The organism is Leptolyngbya sp. GB1-A1, from assembly GCF_039962475.1.
Taxonomy (GTDB): domain Bacteria; phylum Cyanobacteriota; class Cyanobacteriia; order Elainellales; family Elainellaceae; genus Leptolyngbya_A.
On sequence record NZ_JAMPLI010000016.1, the window covers coordinates 1 to 18,052 of the forward strand.

Here is an 18,052-nt window from a genome sequence, read left to right on the forward strand (position 1 = left end):
GCCTCTCGTTGTAACATCCTTGCAGCCATGCCGGAAGTCATTCGTCAGCACACGCTATTTCACTGGTGGAGGCAGGCATAAAATAGTGTTACTTTACTATCCGGATTCCGTATTAGTAATGCACTTTTACGGTCTAACTTACAGCACATTGATAAGCTCTTTCAGTATCTGAAATAGGTTCTAAGTGTTGTAGTAGCCTTGCGGGTATTTTCAGATAATTTGCCCTATCAAAAATTCCTAAACCTATCTCAACCAAACCTCGTGCTCGGGCATCTCCATAAGAACTTGCAAGCTAATGGCTAAAGTGAGCGGTGACAAACAACATTGAAACGAAGCGCAAAGGCTCTTCACGTTCGCTCCACTACTGTGTTAGCTGGCTCCTGTTCGAGGATGAACTGATGCACTTTCTCTGCAAAGCTTGCATTGCTGACTAAGCCGCCATCCTTGAACCCCACCCGCGCAGCGACGATCTTTGAATACTGATTAGCTGGCACAATCAAAGCGATCACTCGACGATAGCCAAGTTCATCAAGGGAGTAACGAGCAAGTGCGGTAGCGATCTCCGTTGCATACCCTTGCTGTCTCGCGCTCGGCATCACTGCGTACATTATCTCTATCGTCTCTTCGTCGTGCGGATTCAAGCCACAGAACCCCACAAACTGTCTGGTCATCTGTTCTTCGACCGCAAAGGCAAGCATGGGATGTGCAGAGCTATATGACTCGATGGTGGACTCAACAAGTTGCTTGGCTCCCTCTCTGCTCTTCTGCTCCTGGGCAAAGGGAAGAAATGCCGTGGACTCGCAATCCGTCATAAAGCTGATGAACAACTCAATATCTTCGCGAGTGAATCTGCGAATTCGCAATCGTGCTGTATCAATCTGTTGTGTGGGTAGAGGTGGAGAGATCATCGATATCCTCCTTGACAGCTAACAGTTCCCATCACCCGCTCCAGAGAATTTTTTACATTTGACAGACAACCTTTTAGCGGTTAGTGTGCATGGGAATTGTTATACGGTTCATAGTGGGTATTCAGCCGATGGCGCAAGCCCAAGTTCTTATCTATCTAAACCTAGTTCACTGATTTCTTCAATTGAATCTTCTGAGATTGCTCCGAGGGTAATGCAGTAGGGAAGTTCCCGGTCTTCTCTATGGAAGGCAACATATGCAATTCCTTCTTCTTTAATCCAATAACACATTTCAATCGCCCAAATTCGGAACCACTTTGGATACCCTCCGTTTTCAGGGTTACCCCTAAAGTCGGGCTATCCCCATTCCTCTTGGATTTTTGATACTACTCTTATATACTCCTGCAAAAAATCTTCCTCAATGGCTTCCCAACCTGAATAATCGTATTCAGAGAAACCGCGTGAGACTTTCCAATCACAGGTTTGCCCAAATGTACTGTAATTGCCGGGGATTAGTTCAACGAGCAACTTCTCTAGAATATCTTTAGGGTGTTTATCAGCAGGGCATTTTAGGGCTTCCATTCAAACCCTCCATAACGGCAGCATGAACATTATTAACAATCTTAGAAGACACTCTAATTGAGAGCCTTATTTCAATTTGAATCTCAGCAAATGAATGTCTGATTACACCCAAGGCGTAGCCGCATAACGGCAAAATGCAGCGGAGGCAGATAAACTCGAACTCAGCACCAGCGGCTCTCGACCGTTCGCTGTCATGAAGTGTTGGGCGGCTGTAGCTACCTTGGTGCTTTACGCCAACCATTTGCGATCGCCTCTGACTCTGAGCAAAACCACCTCTCGCTACCTGCTGGATCGATAACAGTTGATTCATAATCCTCCATACCCGGAAGATGATATAACTTATTACTTGTTTCAACTGAAATATTGCCTTTGATAATGCATCCTGGCTGTGTAATGGATGTGATTGGCGAGGGAGAACGGCTACGACTAAACTGCATTGTAACCAGAGTAATAGCAGCTAGAATGATGACACTAGCAATGGTTTCGAGTAATCCACCTTTTCTGTTTTTTCTTTTAGTTGCCAAAGGTTGAGACACAACACCTTGGATGAATGCTCTAGCAGCACGTATCTTTCCATCAGATTCTGCAACTTGCTCATATAGAATCGTGTCTCCAACCTTTGGACGACGACCCGATCCTTTTAGAGCATTGATATGTAAGAAAACTTCTTTTCCACCATTATCTGGTTTGATGAAACCAAAGCCTCTATCATCCTTCCAAGTTGTTAATTGCCCCTTCTGTAGTGCGGGTTTCATGCAATAGCCTCAAGGTAATACCCATTTTTTAGTTTTCCCAAACGCGATCACCTCAACAACACTCTCAAAGTAATATCATACAGATAACCTCAAAATAGATTAGCCTTTGCTACTCATAGATAACCTCGCTGTACCGTCCCCAAAAGGATATGAAGCAGCCCAACATTCGCGCTCACCAGACGCAGATAGACTTTGCAACTCAATCAATCATTTGATCCGTTCCGGTGCAGCGCGATGGTTAGGTTGCTGGTAGTTTCTCAGGTGCTTCTCTTCTCCAAGTTTGAATTTCATAATAAAGCAATGGATGCTCATTGATGATCGCTCTCCGAGTTCGGGACATCCCCAACGCTTCAAGCACTCGAATCGAAGCTATGTTAGGCTCATCAACATCTGCCTCTACTTTCTTCAATCCAAGCACATTAAATGTGTAGTGAAGTACAGAGAGTGTAGCTTCCTTTGCATATCCCCGTCCCCAAAGTTGAGGCTGTGTGCCAAAAATTAGACTTGGTGAACTTTGTAATGAATGAAGCAGACCTGAAAACCCTGCTACCTGATCGCTTTGACGATCAAAAAAGAGCCAAATCCCATAGCCATAACGAGCAAAGCTCATCACACTTGTTTCGATAAATGACTTTGCTTCCTCATTAGTAATTTGTCGGTCGTCGAAGAGAAACCGTCGGACATCAGCCTCTGTCCATAGCTGGTGTATAGCATCTAAATCGCTCAGTTGACAGGGGCGCAAACTCAAACGTTCAGTGCGAAGCAAATGTGACATTATTCTGATGCCCTGCTCTATGTTTTCTCTCAACAAATTCAACTTAGCACTGAGTTTCTGAAATTGTTTGAAGCCTTTCGCTATACCAAGGTGATTCCTTAGATATGATTCAACAGTCATTGATGGAGATGCGATATGACAACCAATTCTGAATCGCTTCCACTCACGTATTCGATGAGTGACGGCTTACCTGTTAATCGAGTGGGCTATGGTGCAATGCGTTTGACCGGGCAACCTGGGAACTTTGGCGCTTATGCTGATTGGGAGGGCGGAAAAACGTTATTGCGTCGTGCTGTTGAACTGGGTGTGAATTTTATCGACACGGCTGAAGCCTACGGTCCTGGCTTTAATGAAGAACTCATTGCTGCTGCACTGCATCCCTATCCAAAGAACCTTGTGATTGCAACTAAAGGCGGTATTGTTAAAACATCTCCCAGCGACATCCGACCTAACGGTAATCCAGAAAATCTACGACGAGGTTGTGAAGCCAGTTTGCAACGTCTTAAACTTGATCGCATTGATCTTTATCAACTGCACCGACCCGATCCCAATGTGCCATTTCTAAAATCCATCGAAATGCTGGCAGAACTGCAACGAGAGGGCAAGATTCGGCATATTGGCTTATCCAACGTGTCGATCGACCAAATTGAGCAAGCCCGTCAAATCATTGCGATCGCTGCTGTGCAAAATCGCTTCAGTTTAACAGACCGTAGTGGTGAAGAGACTCTAGATTACTGCACACAGCATAACATTATGTTCATTCCCCACGGTTCACTGGGAGCACACCCACTGAGGCAAGGAGCACCATTAGCCAATGCAACAGGAGCTTTGGCAGATATTGCTACACAACACGGTGTTCAGTCAAGCCAAGTTGCGCTTGCTTGGATGCTGGGTCGTGCGCCAAACATTGTATTAATTCCAGGCACTACTGCAATCGCTCATCTAGAAGAAAATACTGCGGCTACCTCAATCAAACTGACTGTTGATGAACTTGAGTTACTAAATCGGATGTGAACCGAACTATTTCCTCTCACAATTGATTTTAGGTCATGCCTCAACCGATAACTTAAGCAGCCCAACGGCAAAGTTGAGCGGCAGTAAACAAACCTAAACTCAATATCAAGATCCTCCGGCTGTCCGCTCCAACGAAGTGTTCGACCGCATTTGCGCTCATCATACTACTTGATTCGGTTCAACAAGCTCAAAGTAGTAAGCTACAAACTCGAACTCATCAGGGGGATGATTAAAATATTCAACATGATCGCTTCGGAACTCTTCTGCCGACATATTAGTTTCACCCCGCCAGAGCCTTTCTGGTATGTTGTTCCACGTGCATAACTCCAGGCAAAGAATTCGTATTTTGCACGCTGGTGTTTTGTCTAGCTTGTAAACAGTGTAGTATTCACCAACTGTCAATGCATGATTGTAGTCATCCTCATCACCAAGCTGATCTAGCCACACACAACTTGCCGTTTTACGACCTTGAACAATTTGGTCAGCTAAATTATCAGAAACAAACTGAATTCGCTTTTCTTGCATTCTTAGAACTTCTGTACCTTGAAACTGTCGTGTAGACGGAGATGAACAAAGCAGATTTAACGATTTCCTCGTCTTCTCGTAGCAATATAAACCAAGTTGTGGCAGACAACACTAATACACCACTCAACAGATACCCTAGCGGTCGAACTATTAATTAGGCTGAACTCGTTCGGGCTATCTACCCTGTAGAGGCAATTAGGCTGAATAAATTCCGTCTAATCGCTCCGATCGAACATTAGCCCGACATTTTATATTCTGCCTAAGATCTTAAAAACGGAATTAGCCCGAATCAAGGGTGTTTCGATCGAATTACAGCCTAGACCACGGCTGTTTCTGATCAATGACGATTACCCCGAAGGGGGAACTGCTTCGCATCGCCCCAAACCTCAATATTGCGATCGAAGAAAATTGGTAGGTTGAGCGAATGGCTTCTTGCGCTCCACTGAGAGAGCCATGACCCTTCCTAAAGATGGACTGAGGGAACTGGTCGAATCCCGATCAAACGAGAGTCTGACGATTTCTGGGCCTGAGAATGCGGTGATGCTCAGCAGCTCCCTCTTAAGGGCACTCGTTCAGGTTCGACCGGGCGGAGTGATGCGGCTTTACAAACGCGGGGCTCTCATCACCATTCAGACCATTCCCCTGTAGCGTAGCTGTTGTCGCTCTAACTCCGATGCAGAAGGTAGGGGAATCCGTAATCCTTCAAGTAGGGTCAACCAGAATGATTACAATGGGAACGATCGCCTAGTCTAGAGAATCATCGGACTGGCAAAAGTTTGTACTTGTAACTTGTAACCCCTGCGGCACTAATCTATGACCACGATTCTGGAACAGGGCAATATCAGCATCCATACGGAAAATATTTTTCCGATCATCAAAAAATGGCTCTACTCCGACCACGAGATTTTTCTGAGAGAGCTAATTTCCAACGCAGTAGATGCAATCCAAAAGCTGCGGATGGTGTCTCGCTCTGGGGAATTTACGGGCGACGCGGGTGAACCGGAAATTACGATCGCCATTGATAAGGAGAAAGGCACGCTGTCGATTTCCGATAACGGCATCGGTATGACGGCGGATGAGGTGAAGAAATACATCAACCAGGTCGCCTTCTCTAGTGCAGAGGAGTTCGTCCAGAAATATAAGAACAGTACCGATCAGTCGATTATCGGTCACTTTGGTCTGGGCTTCTATTCATCTTTTATGGTGGCGTCGCAGGTTGAGATCGATACGCTGTCTTACAAAGAAGGATCGCAGCCCGTTCACTGGTCTTGCGACGGTTCGACTCAGTTTGAGCTTTCGCAGTCCGATCGCCAGGCGGTTGGCACGACAATAACGCTGACCTTGATGGAGGAAGAAAAAGAATATCTGGAGCCGTATCGGATTCAGCAGTTGGTCAAAACCTACTGTGATTTCATGCCCTTCCCGATCAAGCTGGACGGCGAACAGACCAACAAGCAAAAAGCTCCCTGGAAGGAGTCGCCCAACAGCCTCACCCAGGAAGACTATCTGGAGTTTTACCGCTACCTGTATCCGTTCCAGGAAGAGCCATTGCTCTGGGTACACCTGAATACGGACTATCCGTTTGTGGTCAACGGCATCCTCTATTTTCCGAAGCTGAAGCCGGATGTAGATGTCACTAAGGGGCAGATCAAGCTGTTCTGCAATCAGGTGTTTGTGAGCGACAACTGCGAGGAAGTGATTCCCCGCTTCCTGCTGCCCCTGCGCGGCGTGATCGACAGCTCCGATATCCCGCTCAACGTTTCCCGTAGCTTTTTGCAGAACGATCGCACTGTCCGCAGAATTGCCGACTACATTGCGAAGAAAGTAGGCGATCGCCTCAAGGAGCTTTATCGGGACGATCGGACTCAGTATATTCGCTGCTGGCAAGACCTGGGAACCTTTGTCAAGTTCGGCTCGATGAACGACGACAAGTTCAAAAAGCAGGTCGAAGATATCCTGATCTTCCGCACCACGTTTGAAGGGACACCGAAGAGCGATACGTCAGCGGTTCAGGTACAGTCGGCAGAGGGCGATTTGTGGCAGGACGTTGAGCCAAAGGAGCAGGCAGCAGACAGCCTGGACGGCAAATTCTACACCACGCTCAAAGACTATCTGGAGCGCAACAAAGCCCGCCACGAAAATCGGGTTTACTACTGCACTGACCCAGCCTCTCAGGCGACTTACGTGGAACTCCACAAGAGCCAGGGCTTAGAAGTGCTGTTTATGGATTCGTTCATCGATTCCCACTTCATCAGCTTCCTGGAGCGCGAGCATCCCGAAGTCAAGTTTTCCCGCGTTGATTCTGACTTGGATGAAACGCTGATTGATAAAGAGAAATCCAGCGAAATCGTTGACCCGACGACGAATAAAACTCGCAGTGAGCAGGTCAAAGAGCTGTTTCAGCAGGCGTTAGGCAAGCCCAAGGTAACGATTCGCACTGAGGCTCTCAAGTCTGACCATGCAGAAGCAGCTCCTCCAGCGATCGTCCTTCTTCCCGAAGAGCTGCGCCGTATGAGCGAAATGACTGCCCTGCTGACGCAGCAAACTGCTGAGTTCCCGGAAGAACATACGCTGCTGGTCAACACCGCACACCCCCTGATCCAAAATCTGCTGACGATCAACCAGGGCAAGATCCTTCAGGCGGGCGGTCAGTCTCCCTCTGGCGAATTGTCTACGCTCATCTGTCAGCACGTTTACGATCTGGCACTGATGGCGCAAAGGGGCTTTGACGCAGACGGCATGAAATCGTTTGTGGAGCGATCGAATCAGGTGCTAACCCGCCTGACGCAGTAGTAAAGTAGCCGCAGAGCAGGACAGGGAGAGAAGCTGCTCGATCGCTTGCAATCCGGCTGCGATGCTCTGCACTGCTGCTATACTAAGGGATTGTGTCCATCGAAGTCGAAATAACCAGGTCAAATCCTATGGCTCGTCGCTGTCAAATTACTGGCAAAAAGGCAAACAACGCCTACGCCGTGTCTCACTCGCACCGCCGCACTAAGAAATTGCAGGAAGTTAATCTTCAGGAAAAGCGCATCTGGTGGGAAGGGGGAAAGCGGTTTATCAAGCTGCGTCTTTCGACCAAAGCAATCAAAACGCTCAACAACCGGGGTTTAGATGCAGTTGCCCGCGAACTGGGACTGGATCTCAGCAAGCTATAAATTCCGCTTTCTGCGCTTTTTATCGGGTTTTGCTGCGCTTAATTGAATTCATTTCGATCGCGTTATTGACTATCAAAATTCGCTGTCGAAACCTTCTCAATCGAGAAATTCTATTTTTTCGAGCTTTCTATTTCAGAGATCTTTCTCAGGCAAAAGCCCTAGTGAGAAAGGTCTCTTTTATTTTGCTGATCTTTTTGCTGATTGCGGCGGCGTGTGCTTGAGGGCTGTGATCAGAGGAGCCTTCATGATTTGGGCTTCATCTTCATGACTCTGACGATCGCTTCATCGGATTTTATAATGCGTTGCGGTTCAAACCTGCGGCTGCGCTTGATCGTTTCTCCAGTTGGGGCGGGTATCCTATGCGGCAATAGGCGCAAATAGGCACGATCCGGGCAGGGTTTACTCTGGTTGACATTTCAGACCTTTTCCCTCGATAAATTTACTGAGACTTGTTTAATAATGTCTTGTTTACTCTGAACAAATTCGAGTTTCCCTGTAATTTCCTGCGCGTGATTCTCCTGTTGTTCCAGCGGCTAGAAGTTGTTAAGACGGTGATTACAGAGACCGATTGGCAAGATTGATCCCAAAAACACGGTTCAAATGTGAAGTTTTGAAAGGTCAAAATCTCATTTTCTCGAACCTCACTGACTAGGCAGAAAACAGGCAGACAGATATGTCAACCCCACGGAAAATCAGGGCAATCCCTAAACTGATGCAGCACCTTATCAAATCGCCACGTACCTGGATTAAAGGCTTCGTGCGCTGGGTCATGCGTGTGTTGCTCTTGATTGGCAGACAGCCTCAGCCTCAAGCAGGTTTTGTGCTGCCCACCACGGCACTGCTGCTGCTGGTCGTCACGCTGACGGTTGGCGCGATCGGCTATCGCACTTATACCCGGACGCAGCAGACGATCGGCGAACGGCAACAGCAGGTTATTTACAATGCCGCAACTCCGGCGATCGATCGGGCAAGGGCAAAGCTAGAGTTTTTGTTTGATCCGCTTCGTGATCCTCGTGCAGGGGGCGTTCCCAGCCAGCGACAGTTGCTTGGCATGATGCTCAACGATGGGCGGAATATTGCAGGTTCCCCCGGACCTCAACGCTTTCCATCTGATCCCAATGCTCCTGATCCCTACACGCTGCCAGGGGAAGAACGTCTCGACATTGACGGCGATCGTTTACGGGATAACGCCTGGAAGTATCCTGCCGATACAAACGGTGACGGTGTAACCGATGCAACCGTTCTCTATTCCATTATCATGACGGCTCCGGCAAACAATGCGGCTGGCGTCACCCCTGTCAATCCGCTACAAGATTCCCGGCAGACTGCCCTGGAGGATCGTGCCGAACGGCTGCAAGTGCGAAACGCACCGCTCAGTAATACTAACCAGGCAAACCTGGCTTGCCAGCGTTCTAACGGAGGGGCGGCAGGCTTGAGTCTTGTAAACGGCGACGGCTGGTTTCCTGACCCTAACAACCGCACCAGGCTGCGGAAGAATTTTCAGGTCAATGCCTATGTCGTACCGAATTCGCAAAACGGAACGGTATCGACGCTAGAGTTTCAGCAAGACCGGGAAGCAACCCAGGGCTTTAAGTGGGCTGCCTGGTTCCGCAATGACCTCGAGATCTTTCCGGGTGCGTCGTTTAACTGGAACGGGGCGATGCACACCGAGGGCAGCTTTATTTTGGGTGGAAACAACTTCCGCAGCTTTTTGGTGAGTTCGGCAAACTCCTGTATTTTTGACAAGTCGGAGTTGACCGTTGCTCGCAATCTGAATAGCACCAATACAGAAACCTTTGCTGGGCAGTTCATTCTGGGCATTACCAGAGACGACACCGATAACAGTTCAGTCAAAATTGATGCGGATCTGGCGCAGTTAAATCAAACCTTTGATAGGAACAACGATTCGGTCGATCGCACCCGTGTTTCGCCGCAGCCTTCAATCACCGACTTAACGCTGGAACCTGTAGTTCTGCAAACTCAGGACGAGTCACGTTCTCGTGGAGCCAGCATTACCAATGGCAATCCTCAAAATGCTGCGGATACACGCTGGGTGGATGGGATATTTAACAATAGTGCGCAAGGCAGACTGATCCAATCGCCCCAGCCCACACCCTACCTGGATGATATTTTCCGAGCGGATAATCGCCTTGGTCCAAAGCCCAAAGTCGGACGCCAAAATCCCCTCCCAGTTGAGCAAGTGATCGTCGGCAGCACGATCGGGCAAGACATCCCTAGCGATCGACAGGATCTGATTAGTGCTGATCCTCCTGAGGGCGGCGCAAACTCAGAGGTTGGTCTTGATGGCTACTGGGAACGACGGGCAAGGCTCGAAGGTTTGCGGCTGGTAGTCGGGCAGCGGCTCGAACTCGGCGACGCGGCAGGCTGGGGCGGACCCACCGATGCAAGTGGATTTTCAGCGGACGGTAATCCCCTGGGTGCGGGATCAGAGCCGCTTCGCCCCTGGCCCGGAGGTTGCTCCTCGGCAGCCAATCGCTGCAACGAACAGCGACAGCGACGCACCCTGTTCGATAATCTGCCTGCGGTTCAGGCAACTGCGGTCTACCATGCCAGTGCGCAAACGGGTCGCGACTTTCCCCTGGCTTGTATTGCCACCACGGTGCATCCGGGAACCGCTGGAACCCTGGATAGAAGTTCAATATTTGAAAATTTAGCGGCTCCTCTTCAGGGAACGGCAGCCATTCCTGGGTACAGCGATCAGGCAAACCCAATGGTGATTAGCGATTTCTTCCGGGGTCGCGGTACAAATGGCTGGGAGTTTGAAACGCCCAGGCTGGACGAGTTTACTAACCCTAACAGTAGCCTGATCACTGCTCTGAAAAATCTGGCGAACTTTGCAGGCGATCCCAACGGTGGTGCGCCCTCTTTCCAACCTCCAGCAACGCAAGTAGGTCGAAACGAAGTCCATCCCTATCCCAGCATGGCGATGTGGGGTGATTTCTCGATGCTGCGGAGAGTCCTGGCTATCTATGGAAGTCGTGGTTATGCTTCCCTGAGTCCTGCTGATAAGACAACGCTCCACACCGCTGCCTGCACCCTGGGAATGCTGGCATACAACGTCGATTACCTGGAAAAGCTTGATTACGCTACCCTGGAAGCCATTCCATTACCCGGAAGTCCTACCCTACGACTACTGGGCAGCCCTCTTCCCCCAGATCGTGCCGAAATCACAGGTAATAACTTCTCCAGCCTGACGAATGATCAAATCGTCACGTACTTCTCTGGTCTGCGGGGACGCATTCGCCTGATTAACCTGATGATTGATGCTGAGACTGAGGTGGCTGCGCGTGAGATTAACGAAAAGGTTCGCAGTGCCAACCCAGCCTTAAACTTAGCCCTGCCTGATTCAGTTTCAGGCAGCCGCATTCTCAGGGATCTGGCACTGATGAGCAGTACTGAGCGACAGTTCATGACCGACTTGGACCGTAACAGCAATCCAGAGTTCTACGTGCGTCTGTTAGAACGCTGGCGCGACGATCCGGGTGCTGGAAATGTGGCAGCCCGCCGGGTTATCCAAGACCAGATCTACCTGGCTCAGCTCATTATTACGAAGGAGCAAGTTGCCCGCGATCGACAGTTTGGCTTTTACGGTACCTATGGGGAAAACACAGAAGCAGAAGGAGGAAACATAACAGAGCGGGTATTAGCACAGGCTCCATTAGGGCAATGCCAAGCCTGGAATGCCATTGCCACCGACACCACGCCCAAGGATGCGCTTTTCAATCTCTGTTCCTATCGTCCTCGCTATCCCATTCTCTATTCGCTCTTTCCTGCGGGAACCAGTGATACCAATCCGACCCCTGCCCCAACGGTTGCCGCAGCCCTTGACGGTGCTGGAACAGACGACTTTATCTCCCATCCTGACTACCAGGGAATTGCAGGCAGTGAAAACGACCTCTATGTCCGTGACTCAGAAGACCGGAGCACCAGAGGAACCTATATCTCACTGCAGAATTCCACGGTGACCTATAACGTGGTGCGTCCTGAGAATGTTGCCCTGCGTCCTCGCAGATTGCCAATGCCCAATGCCAGCCATACTGCTCTGGGTGGGGCACTCCGCGATCGATCGACGGGAACGATTATGGCGGGGCAGGATTGGCTGCTGCCTACAGGTGCTGGGCTATCGGATAGTGTCACTGGGGTAACGGATGGTCGTACACCCAACGGCAACGCCCGTAACTGGATTAAGGTTTGCTCGGTGTCCTGCTCCTTCCCGGCAGAAAGCTCCAACAACGCAAACTATCCTCGCCTGCTCCAGCTGACTAGCGCGACTGGCGCAAATAACACGCCTGGCGCAATGTTCCCCGTCATGTTTAAGGATCATGCCTTCTTTAACGGACGGGAAATGATGACGGTCAGAAGCCTGGATCTCGACCTCGACCTGATGCGGAATAGCCAAAGCAGCGTGGGCTCTGACTACTGGCTTCCCAGAAGCGGTATTGTGTACGCCTTCCGAGAAGATTCAGTATCTGAGGCAAATATTGTTCGTCCGGCTAGCAATCGCTGGAGCAGCTGCAATACCGAAGCGCGTATGCAGACGACCGCGACCTGCCAGATGAATACCTACGCCGATGCCTATGCTTCAACCGACCCCCCTCTGAACGCTGCCAACCGGATCACGCCAAAACCTGTGGATTACCTGCCTGATCCCGATCGTCGTCCGTACGGGTTCCGCTTAAAGCAGGGCATCTCTCTGGTCAGGGGCGGAGCTGCTGCCAATGAAAACAACCTGTGGCGGGGCCTCTCCTTTGTGACAGCCAACCCTGCCTACATTCTGGGCGACTTCAACCTGCACCGCACCTTTGATGCAGCCCCCGCTGCTCTCGAAGAGTTTACGGCTCCCCTGGCAGCGAACTACGGTAACTTCTACCAGCGTGGCTCCGGTGGGGCAAACGGAACCTTAAACGAAAACTTTGCGAAGTCTACAACCGACCAGTTCCGACCGAGCGAAGTTGTGGCAGATGCCGTCACGATCCTGTCGTCTAGGTTCTGCGATGGCAGTATCCAAGATGCGATGACAACCGCAGGTCGGCGTGGTCGAACAGTGGAAGTAGAACCTTCTTCGCTACAGGGTCGTTATGGATGCAGTACCCGTACCACATCGTTCCTGAACCAAAACCGTCCGACGGTTCTGCCCAATGCTGACCCGCCTAACACCCAGAAACAGGCGCGCTGGGTGACTGCCAACATTGCAGATAGCTATCCCCTGATTCTGCGAGATTTGGCATCTGGCAATAACCCCGATATTGGGGATTCGCCCCTCTTGATTAGCCGCAGTGGAATGCCCATTCAGTGGAATGCGAACGACGGCTTCCGGGAATACCGCGCAGCTGACGGCTTTTATCGCACGAGCCAACGACGGGCAATCAACGAGGCGCCAAACGCAACACGAATCAACACGATCGTGGTAGGAGGTCTCGTTCCGACGCGCTCTAACCAGGGCTACGGGGGGTTGCACAACTTCCCTCGCTTCATCGAGTGGTGGAAAGACAAAGACCTGTTCTTCTCTGGAGCATTCCTTCAGCTCAACTTCAGCAGCTATGCGACTGCGCCGTTTGACCTGGATGCCTGGGAGCAGGGAGCCACGCCTGCCCAGGGAGCTGGTTGTCCACAGAATGATACGAGCACAGAAGACATTTGCTACTACGAGGCTCCAGATCGCCGCTGGGGTTATGATCCGGCACTGCAATACGGACCTCCGGCTCCAGTTGCCGAACGATTCCAGCAGCCTGACTCAACTCGCAGCGAGTTCTACTCAGAGCCTCCGGCGGATGATCCCTATATTGCACGTTTGAGCCAATGCGTCGCGCCAAATAGCTGTCGCCCAAGCTAGGCAAGATCGCCCAATGGAATGTCCTTGCTGCTAACCCCTGCGGCAGGGCATTCCCTCAAGCCCATCTGCGTTTGCCTGTCCTAGAGTTTGCTTGTCCTAAAGTTTGCTTGTCCTGCATTTGCCTGTTCTGGAGTTTGATGGTTCTGGAGGAGTTCTGCCAAGGAGATGTCTATGTCTGCCCATCCTGCCCACCGTTTAATCTGGTTTCTGCTCTGGCGATCGGGTCGCCAACCGTCGATCGTCTCCCGATCCGCGTCTGAGCAAGGCTTAACCATCATGGAATGCCTGGTAGCAGTCATGCTGATTGTCATTACGATCGCAATGGTTGCCCCGCCACTGGTGTTAGCCACCGCTACACGAGTCCAAAATCGCCGGGCAGAACAAGCCCTCCAGGTCGCTCAGGGTGAGGTCGATCGCATCCGGGCACTGGTTTCAACGGGGCAGCACGCTCCGGCAAGCCTCCCTGCGTCAGTGGCTGGAGCAACGGCAGGAACTCTGGCAAGTGTGGCTGCACCGACTCAGATCGATGCACGGCTACGAAGCCTGAACCCGACCGGAACAGAATGCTCGAATCGGTTTGACCCAAACTCATCTCCCCCTGCGGTTGCCGTCAATGCGGCGTTGCCCATTGATGTCGATGGCGACTGCGTGCCGGAGTATCTAATGCAAATTTTTCGTACCCCTGGCTTAGTTTCCAGATCAGAAGGAGCAACAGGTCAGCAGTCGCGCCCCTCAGAGTTTGATATTGGCATCCGGGTTTACCCGATTCAGGCAGCTGAAAACTTTTCGCCGCAAGCATCCCGCAATGCGCTCACGTTACCCAACGACCTGAGAACCGAGCCTGCCCAACTTCAGCTCACCAGCGGCACTCTCCGCAAACGTCCCCTCGCCGCTTTCTACACAAAGCTAGTCTGGACCGAAGAAAGAACCTCGCTGTGCAGCTTCTTTTCCCAAGCCGATCGCCAAAGAATTGCGTCCTGTTCTAGCGTATTTCCGGCGGGTTCTCCCTGACGCTCAATGTTTCTGATAACTCCGTGCATCCTTAGAGTACCCAACCCCTATGGCTAGACGCTTCCTTCTATCGCGGCTCAAACGCCTGCTGATTCCTCAGGCAAAGCCAGAGCAAATCAATTCGAGTCGGGCAAAGTCGATGACCCCCCAGGGGAAATTGCTTCCGATCGCAGCAACACCGAGCAACCGAGGATTTACACTGCTGGAACTGCTTGTCGTTGCCGTGATCGGTGGCGGTCTGGTCTCCGGCTTGATGTTTATTGTGGTGCAGCTTATGCAAGCCGATCAGCGCGAGTCAGCCCGCACGGAAACGCAGCGCGAAATGCAGCTTGCAATGGACTACATCAGCAATGAACTTCGAGAAGCCGTCTTCGTTTACACCGGCGAATATATGCCAACCCTGACCCAGCATTTGCCTGCATCCCTCACTGAGTCAGGGAAGGTGCCGATTCTTGCATTCTGGAAATATCAGCCTTTCCCGGATGCCGTTAAAGCTGCCTGTGTTTCTGCCAATCCACCCGCTGGAGTGGGCTGTATGTCAGGTCAGTCCTACGCGTTAGTGGTTTATTCGCTCGAACGAAGACCTGCTTCAGGGACTCCCTGGCGAGGAGGAGCGAGAATTACGCGCTATGCATTAACTCAGTTTGAAGGGAATAGCACAACCATTACATCTGGCTATGTCAACCCTGGCGATGAAGGAAATTTTGCAACGTGGCCTTCCATGGGCGGTGTAAACCTGCAAACTGCTGCAGGAGGTCGCCCTGCCGCTTCCTCAGGCACGGTTAACACGCTGGTTGATTATGTAGACGGGCAAACCACCTTTAACACAACCGTTCGCTGTCCTGGTGACGACGGAACAGCTGCAAGAAAACCCTACAGCCTCTCTCCGCCAGACTCCATGCTCAGTGTTTCTTCGCCCCCAATGCCTCGTAGTTTCTATGCCTGCGTCATTTCTACCCAGGAAGTAGCCACAGTAACCGGTACCCAAAACTTGCAAACGGTCGGTGAATATCAGGATGTCGTTTTATATCTACGCGGTAGTGCGGTCGGCAGACCTGGAATCTCCACGGCTCTGAGCGCTCGATCAGCTGAACTGCTGCCCACACTGGAGACCAGAGTACTGCTGCGCGGTGTCCTAACCCGTCAACCTTAGGAGTGATTCCGTTTATTAGACCCTCGCCCCTAAAAAGAGACCAGCGAGAGCGAGATCAACAAAGAGGGCAAGGATTTGCAAAAGAAGGTCTATCGTCTTGAAGCGATACCACGAGAAACCAGGAGACAGACGATGAAATATGAATTTAGGCAGACTGCACCAGCCGGATTTACGATAGTCGAGCTGCTTGTCGCAGTGCTGATGTCTGGCATTCTCGCCGCAATTGCTGCACCAAGCTGGCAAGGATTCGCCGCTTCCCGACGGGCAGACACGGCGCAAAATGAAATCCTGCAAACACTGCGGCAGGCACAGGCAGATGCAATCCGCACGCGCCGATCGCAAACGGTGACCTTTAACCCGACGGCAACGCCTCCAACTGTCCAGGTTGGTAGCCGATCGCCAGTACGATTGGGCGAAGAAACAACCCAGGCTCAGCTTCGACCTGGAATCCTGTCACTCGCAGTGAGCAATAGCAGCACTACCCCCAATAACGTTGTCGAATTTGATTCGCGTGGAACGGTGACAAAAGGCGTAAATATGATTATTACCGCGACTTCGGCTGGAAACAGCAACCGAAAACGCTGTGTAATTGTTGCAACACTTCTGGGGACACTTCGAACGGCTCAAAATAGTGATTGCAACTCGATCTAGTTTGCTCCAGCTGGGTTTTTCCAAACCTATTTCTTGAGCAACCAGCAGTCCTAGCCCAACCGTAAGGAAAGGATCGTTACGGATTTAGAACGGATTCAGAGTTGAGATACGCTCCTCCTGTTTTAGTTATCTAAGAAGAGATTTTGACTCAAGGCTGTATCAATGCAGTATCGATGTAGCAGCAATGCAGCGATCGTCATACTTCCTGCAAATTCCCAATTCGCTCCAACCACTTAGGCATCAGCTATTAATCATCCTTTTAACGTGCTGCTGACCTGTGGCAAGATGGCATCAGTCTAAATTTCGATGCTGTGTCTGTTAAGAACTCGTGCACATAACCCGATCGCTTCTAAAAGTTTTTGAGAGTCGCAAAATTGCCGCGCTGCTACTGCTAGGATTTGCCTCTGGGCTGCCGCTGTTTCTGACCAGTCGAACCCTGCAAGCCTGGATGACGATGGAACAGGTGGATTTGAAGGCGATCGGCTTATTTAGCCTGGTGGCACTGCCCTATTCGCTCAAGTTTCTCTGGTCACCGCTGCTCGATCGCTATGTGCCGCCGTTTCTGGGACGCAGACGAGGCTGGCTGCTGGTCTCCCAAGTTTTGCTGACGCTGGCGATCGGCTTGATGGCACTGCAAAACCCCCGACAGACCCTCCAGTTGCTTGCCCTGAATGCGCTGCTGATTGCCTTTTTGAGTGCGACGCAGGATATCGCGGTTGATGCCTACCGAGTCGATGTGCTGGAAGAACGGGAAACCGGAGCCGGAGCCGCCGTTGCCGTATTGGGGTATCGCATCGCGCTGCTGCTCACCGGATCGCTAGCGTTGATCCTGGCAGATCGGATTTCCTGGCAGCTAGTGTATTTGTGCCTTGCCGGACTGATGGCGATTTGTATTGGTTTTACGCTGTTTGCGCCTGAACCTGATTCATCCCTGCGCGAAAATCGTCCGCCTGCCACGCTTGCCGATGCCGTGATTCTGCCCTTTCAGGAATTCTTCCGGCGATCGGGTCTGGGAATGGGACTGACAATTCTGCTCTTCATCGTGCTATATCGCTTTGGTGATGGATTAGTGGGCAACATGGCAACGCCGTTTTTGCTGCAAACCGGATTTAGCCAGACGGATATCGGCGCGATTCAAGGCGGAATGGGGCTGTTGGCAACGATCGTGGGTGCGCTGGCAGGGGGCGCAATCTTGGGGCAAATCGGCATTTATCGATCGCTCTGGGTCTTTGGCATTTTTCAGGCAGTCAGCAACCTCGCCTATTTCGCCCTGGCACAGTTGGGGCAGAACTATCCGGCAATGGTGCTGGCAATTAACATCGAGAATTTTTGCGGTGGGCTGGGAACGGCTGGCTTTGTTGCCTTTTTAATTAGCTTGTGCAATCACCGCTTTTCGGCAACTCAGTACGCGCTGCTGTCGAGCTTGGTGGCAGTTAGTCGGGATATTTTGGTCGCGCCTGCCGGAAGCGTGGCACAAGCAACAGGCTGGTCTACTTTCTTTTTGCTCACCCTGCTAGCGGCTCTGCCCGGACTGCTGCTGCTGCCAATTTGCGCTCCCTGGAATCAAAAGCCCGCATTGGCGAACCCTCCAGGGTCTTATAATTCTGAACTGGAGACAGACGAAGAAGATCGATCGCAGTTGTAGGATAGAAATATCAAGCTTTTTGCG

14 protein-coding genes are annotated in these 18,052 nt (G+C 51.0%); 9 read left to right on the top strand and 5 right to left on the bottom strand.

All coding sequences use genetic code 11. The features are described 5' to 3' along the window. Positions 1-347: 347 nt before the first annotated feature. The 4 genes from NDI45_RS16050 to NDI45_RS16065 all read right to left on the bottom strand — a co-directional run bounded on the left by NDI45_RS16050 (position 348) and on the right by NDI45_RS16065 (position 3,017). Positions 348-908: a GNAT family N-acetyltransferase gene (locus NDI45_RS16050; protein WP_348247921.1), complete on the bottom strand. Its 561-nt coding sequence runs from the start codon at positions 906-908 to the stop codon at positions 348-350. 354 nt (positions 909-1,262) lie between these two features. After that, positions 1,263-1,487: a hypothetical protein gene (locus NDI45_RS16055; RefSeq protein WP_348247922.1), complete on the bottom strand. Its 225-nt coding sequence runs from the start codon at positions 1,485-1,487 to the stop codon at positions 1,263-1,265. A gap of 215 nt (positions 1,488-1,702) precedes the next feature. Then, entirely contained in the window at positions 1,703-2,242 is a 540-nt protein-coding gene (locus NDI45_RS16060) for a cold shock domain-containing protein (RefSeq protein ID WP_348247923.1), read from the bottom strand. A 238-nt stretch (positions 2,243-2,480) separates the two neighbouring features. Beyond that, on the bottom strand, positions 2,481-3,017 hold the full coding sequence (locus tag NDI45_RS16065; protein WP_348247988.1) for a GNAT family N-acetyltransferase: 537 nt from the start codon (positions 3,015-3,017) through the stop codon (positions 2,481-2,483). Between the two features lie 135 nt (positions 3,018-3,152). Between NDI45_RS16065 and NDI45_RS16070 the strand changes: the two genes are divergently transcribed. Then, on the top strand, positions 3,153-4,031 hold the full coding sequence (locus NDI45_RS16070) for an aldo/keto reductase (RefSeq protein WP_348247924.1): 879 nt from the start codon (positions 3,153-3,155) through the stop codon (positions 4,029-4,031). 159 nt (positions 4,032-4,190) lie between these two features. Here the strand turns inward: NDI45_RS16070 and NDI45_RS16075 are convergent, their stop codons facing one another. After that, a complete protein-coding gene (locus tag NDI45_RS16075) occupies positions 4,191-4,556 on the bottom strand; it encodes an ASCH domain-containing protein (protein ID WP_348247925.1) in 366 nt (121 codons plus the stop codon). Positions 4,557-5,009: 453 nt separating this feature from the next. On the opposite strand from NDI45_RS16075, the gene NDI45_RS16080 reads away from it, so the two are divergent. From NDI45_RS16080 to NDI45_RS16115, 8 genes are all read left to right on the top strand, one after another. Continuing rightward, on the top strand, positions 5,010-5,204 hold the full coding sequence (locus tag NDI45_RS16080) for a hypothetical protein (protein WP_190790952.1): 195 nt from the start codon (positions 5,010-5,012) through the stop codon (positions 5,202-5,204). Positions 5,205-5,369: 165 nt separating this feature from the next. Next, positions 5,370-7,349, top strand: a complete 1,980-nt coding sequence (gene htpG, locus NDI45_RS16085) for a molecular chaperone HtpG (protein ID WP_190790951.1) — start codon at positions 5,370-5,372, stop codon at positions 7,347-7,349. 128 nt (positions 7,350-7,477) lie between these two features. Next, the gene (gene rpmB, locus NDI45_RS16090; RefSeq protein WP_190790950.1) at positions 7,478-7,714 is read left to right on the top strand and encodes a 50S ribosomal protein L28; all 237 of its coding nucleotides are present in this window, start codon (positions 7,478-7,480) and stop codon (positions 7,712-7,714) included. Between the two features lie 673 nt (positions 7,715-8,387). Continuing rightward, a complete protein-coding gene (gene hpsA / locus NDI45_RS16095; protein ID WP_348247926.1) occupies positions 8,388-13,568 on the top strand; it encodes a hormogonium polysaccharide biosynthesis protein HpsA in 5,181 nt (1,726 codons plus the stop codon). Between the two features lie 171 nt (positions 13,569-13,739). Next, on the top strand, positions 13,740-14,579 hold the full coding sequence (locus NDI45_RS16100) for a hypothetical protein (protein WP_348247927.1): 840 nt from the start codon (positions 13,740-13,742) through the stop codon (positions 14,577-14,579). Between the two features lie 49 nt (positions 14,580-14,628). Continuing rightward, a complete protein-coding gene (locus NDI45_RS16105) occupies positions 14,629-15,732 on the top strand; it encodes a prepilin-type N-terminal cleavage/methylation domain-containing protein (RefSeq protein WP_190791450.1) in 1,104 nt (367 codons plus the stop codon). A gap of 132 nt (positions 15,733-15,864) precedes the next feature. After that, entirely contained in the window at positions 15,865-16,383 is a 519-nt protein-coding gene (locus NDI45_RS16110; protein WP_190791449.1) for a GspH/FimT family pseudopilin, read from the top strand. Between the two features lie 328 nt (positions 16,384-16,711). After that, positions 16,712-18,028, top strand: a complete 1,317-nt coding sequence (locus tag NDI45_RS16115; protein ID WP_348247928.1) for an AmpG family muropeptide MFS transporter — start codon at positions 16,712-16,714, stop codon at positions 18,026-18,028. Positions 18,029-18,052: the final 24 nt, after the last annotated feature.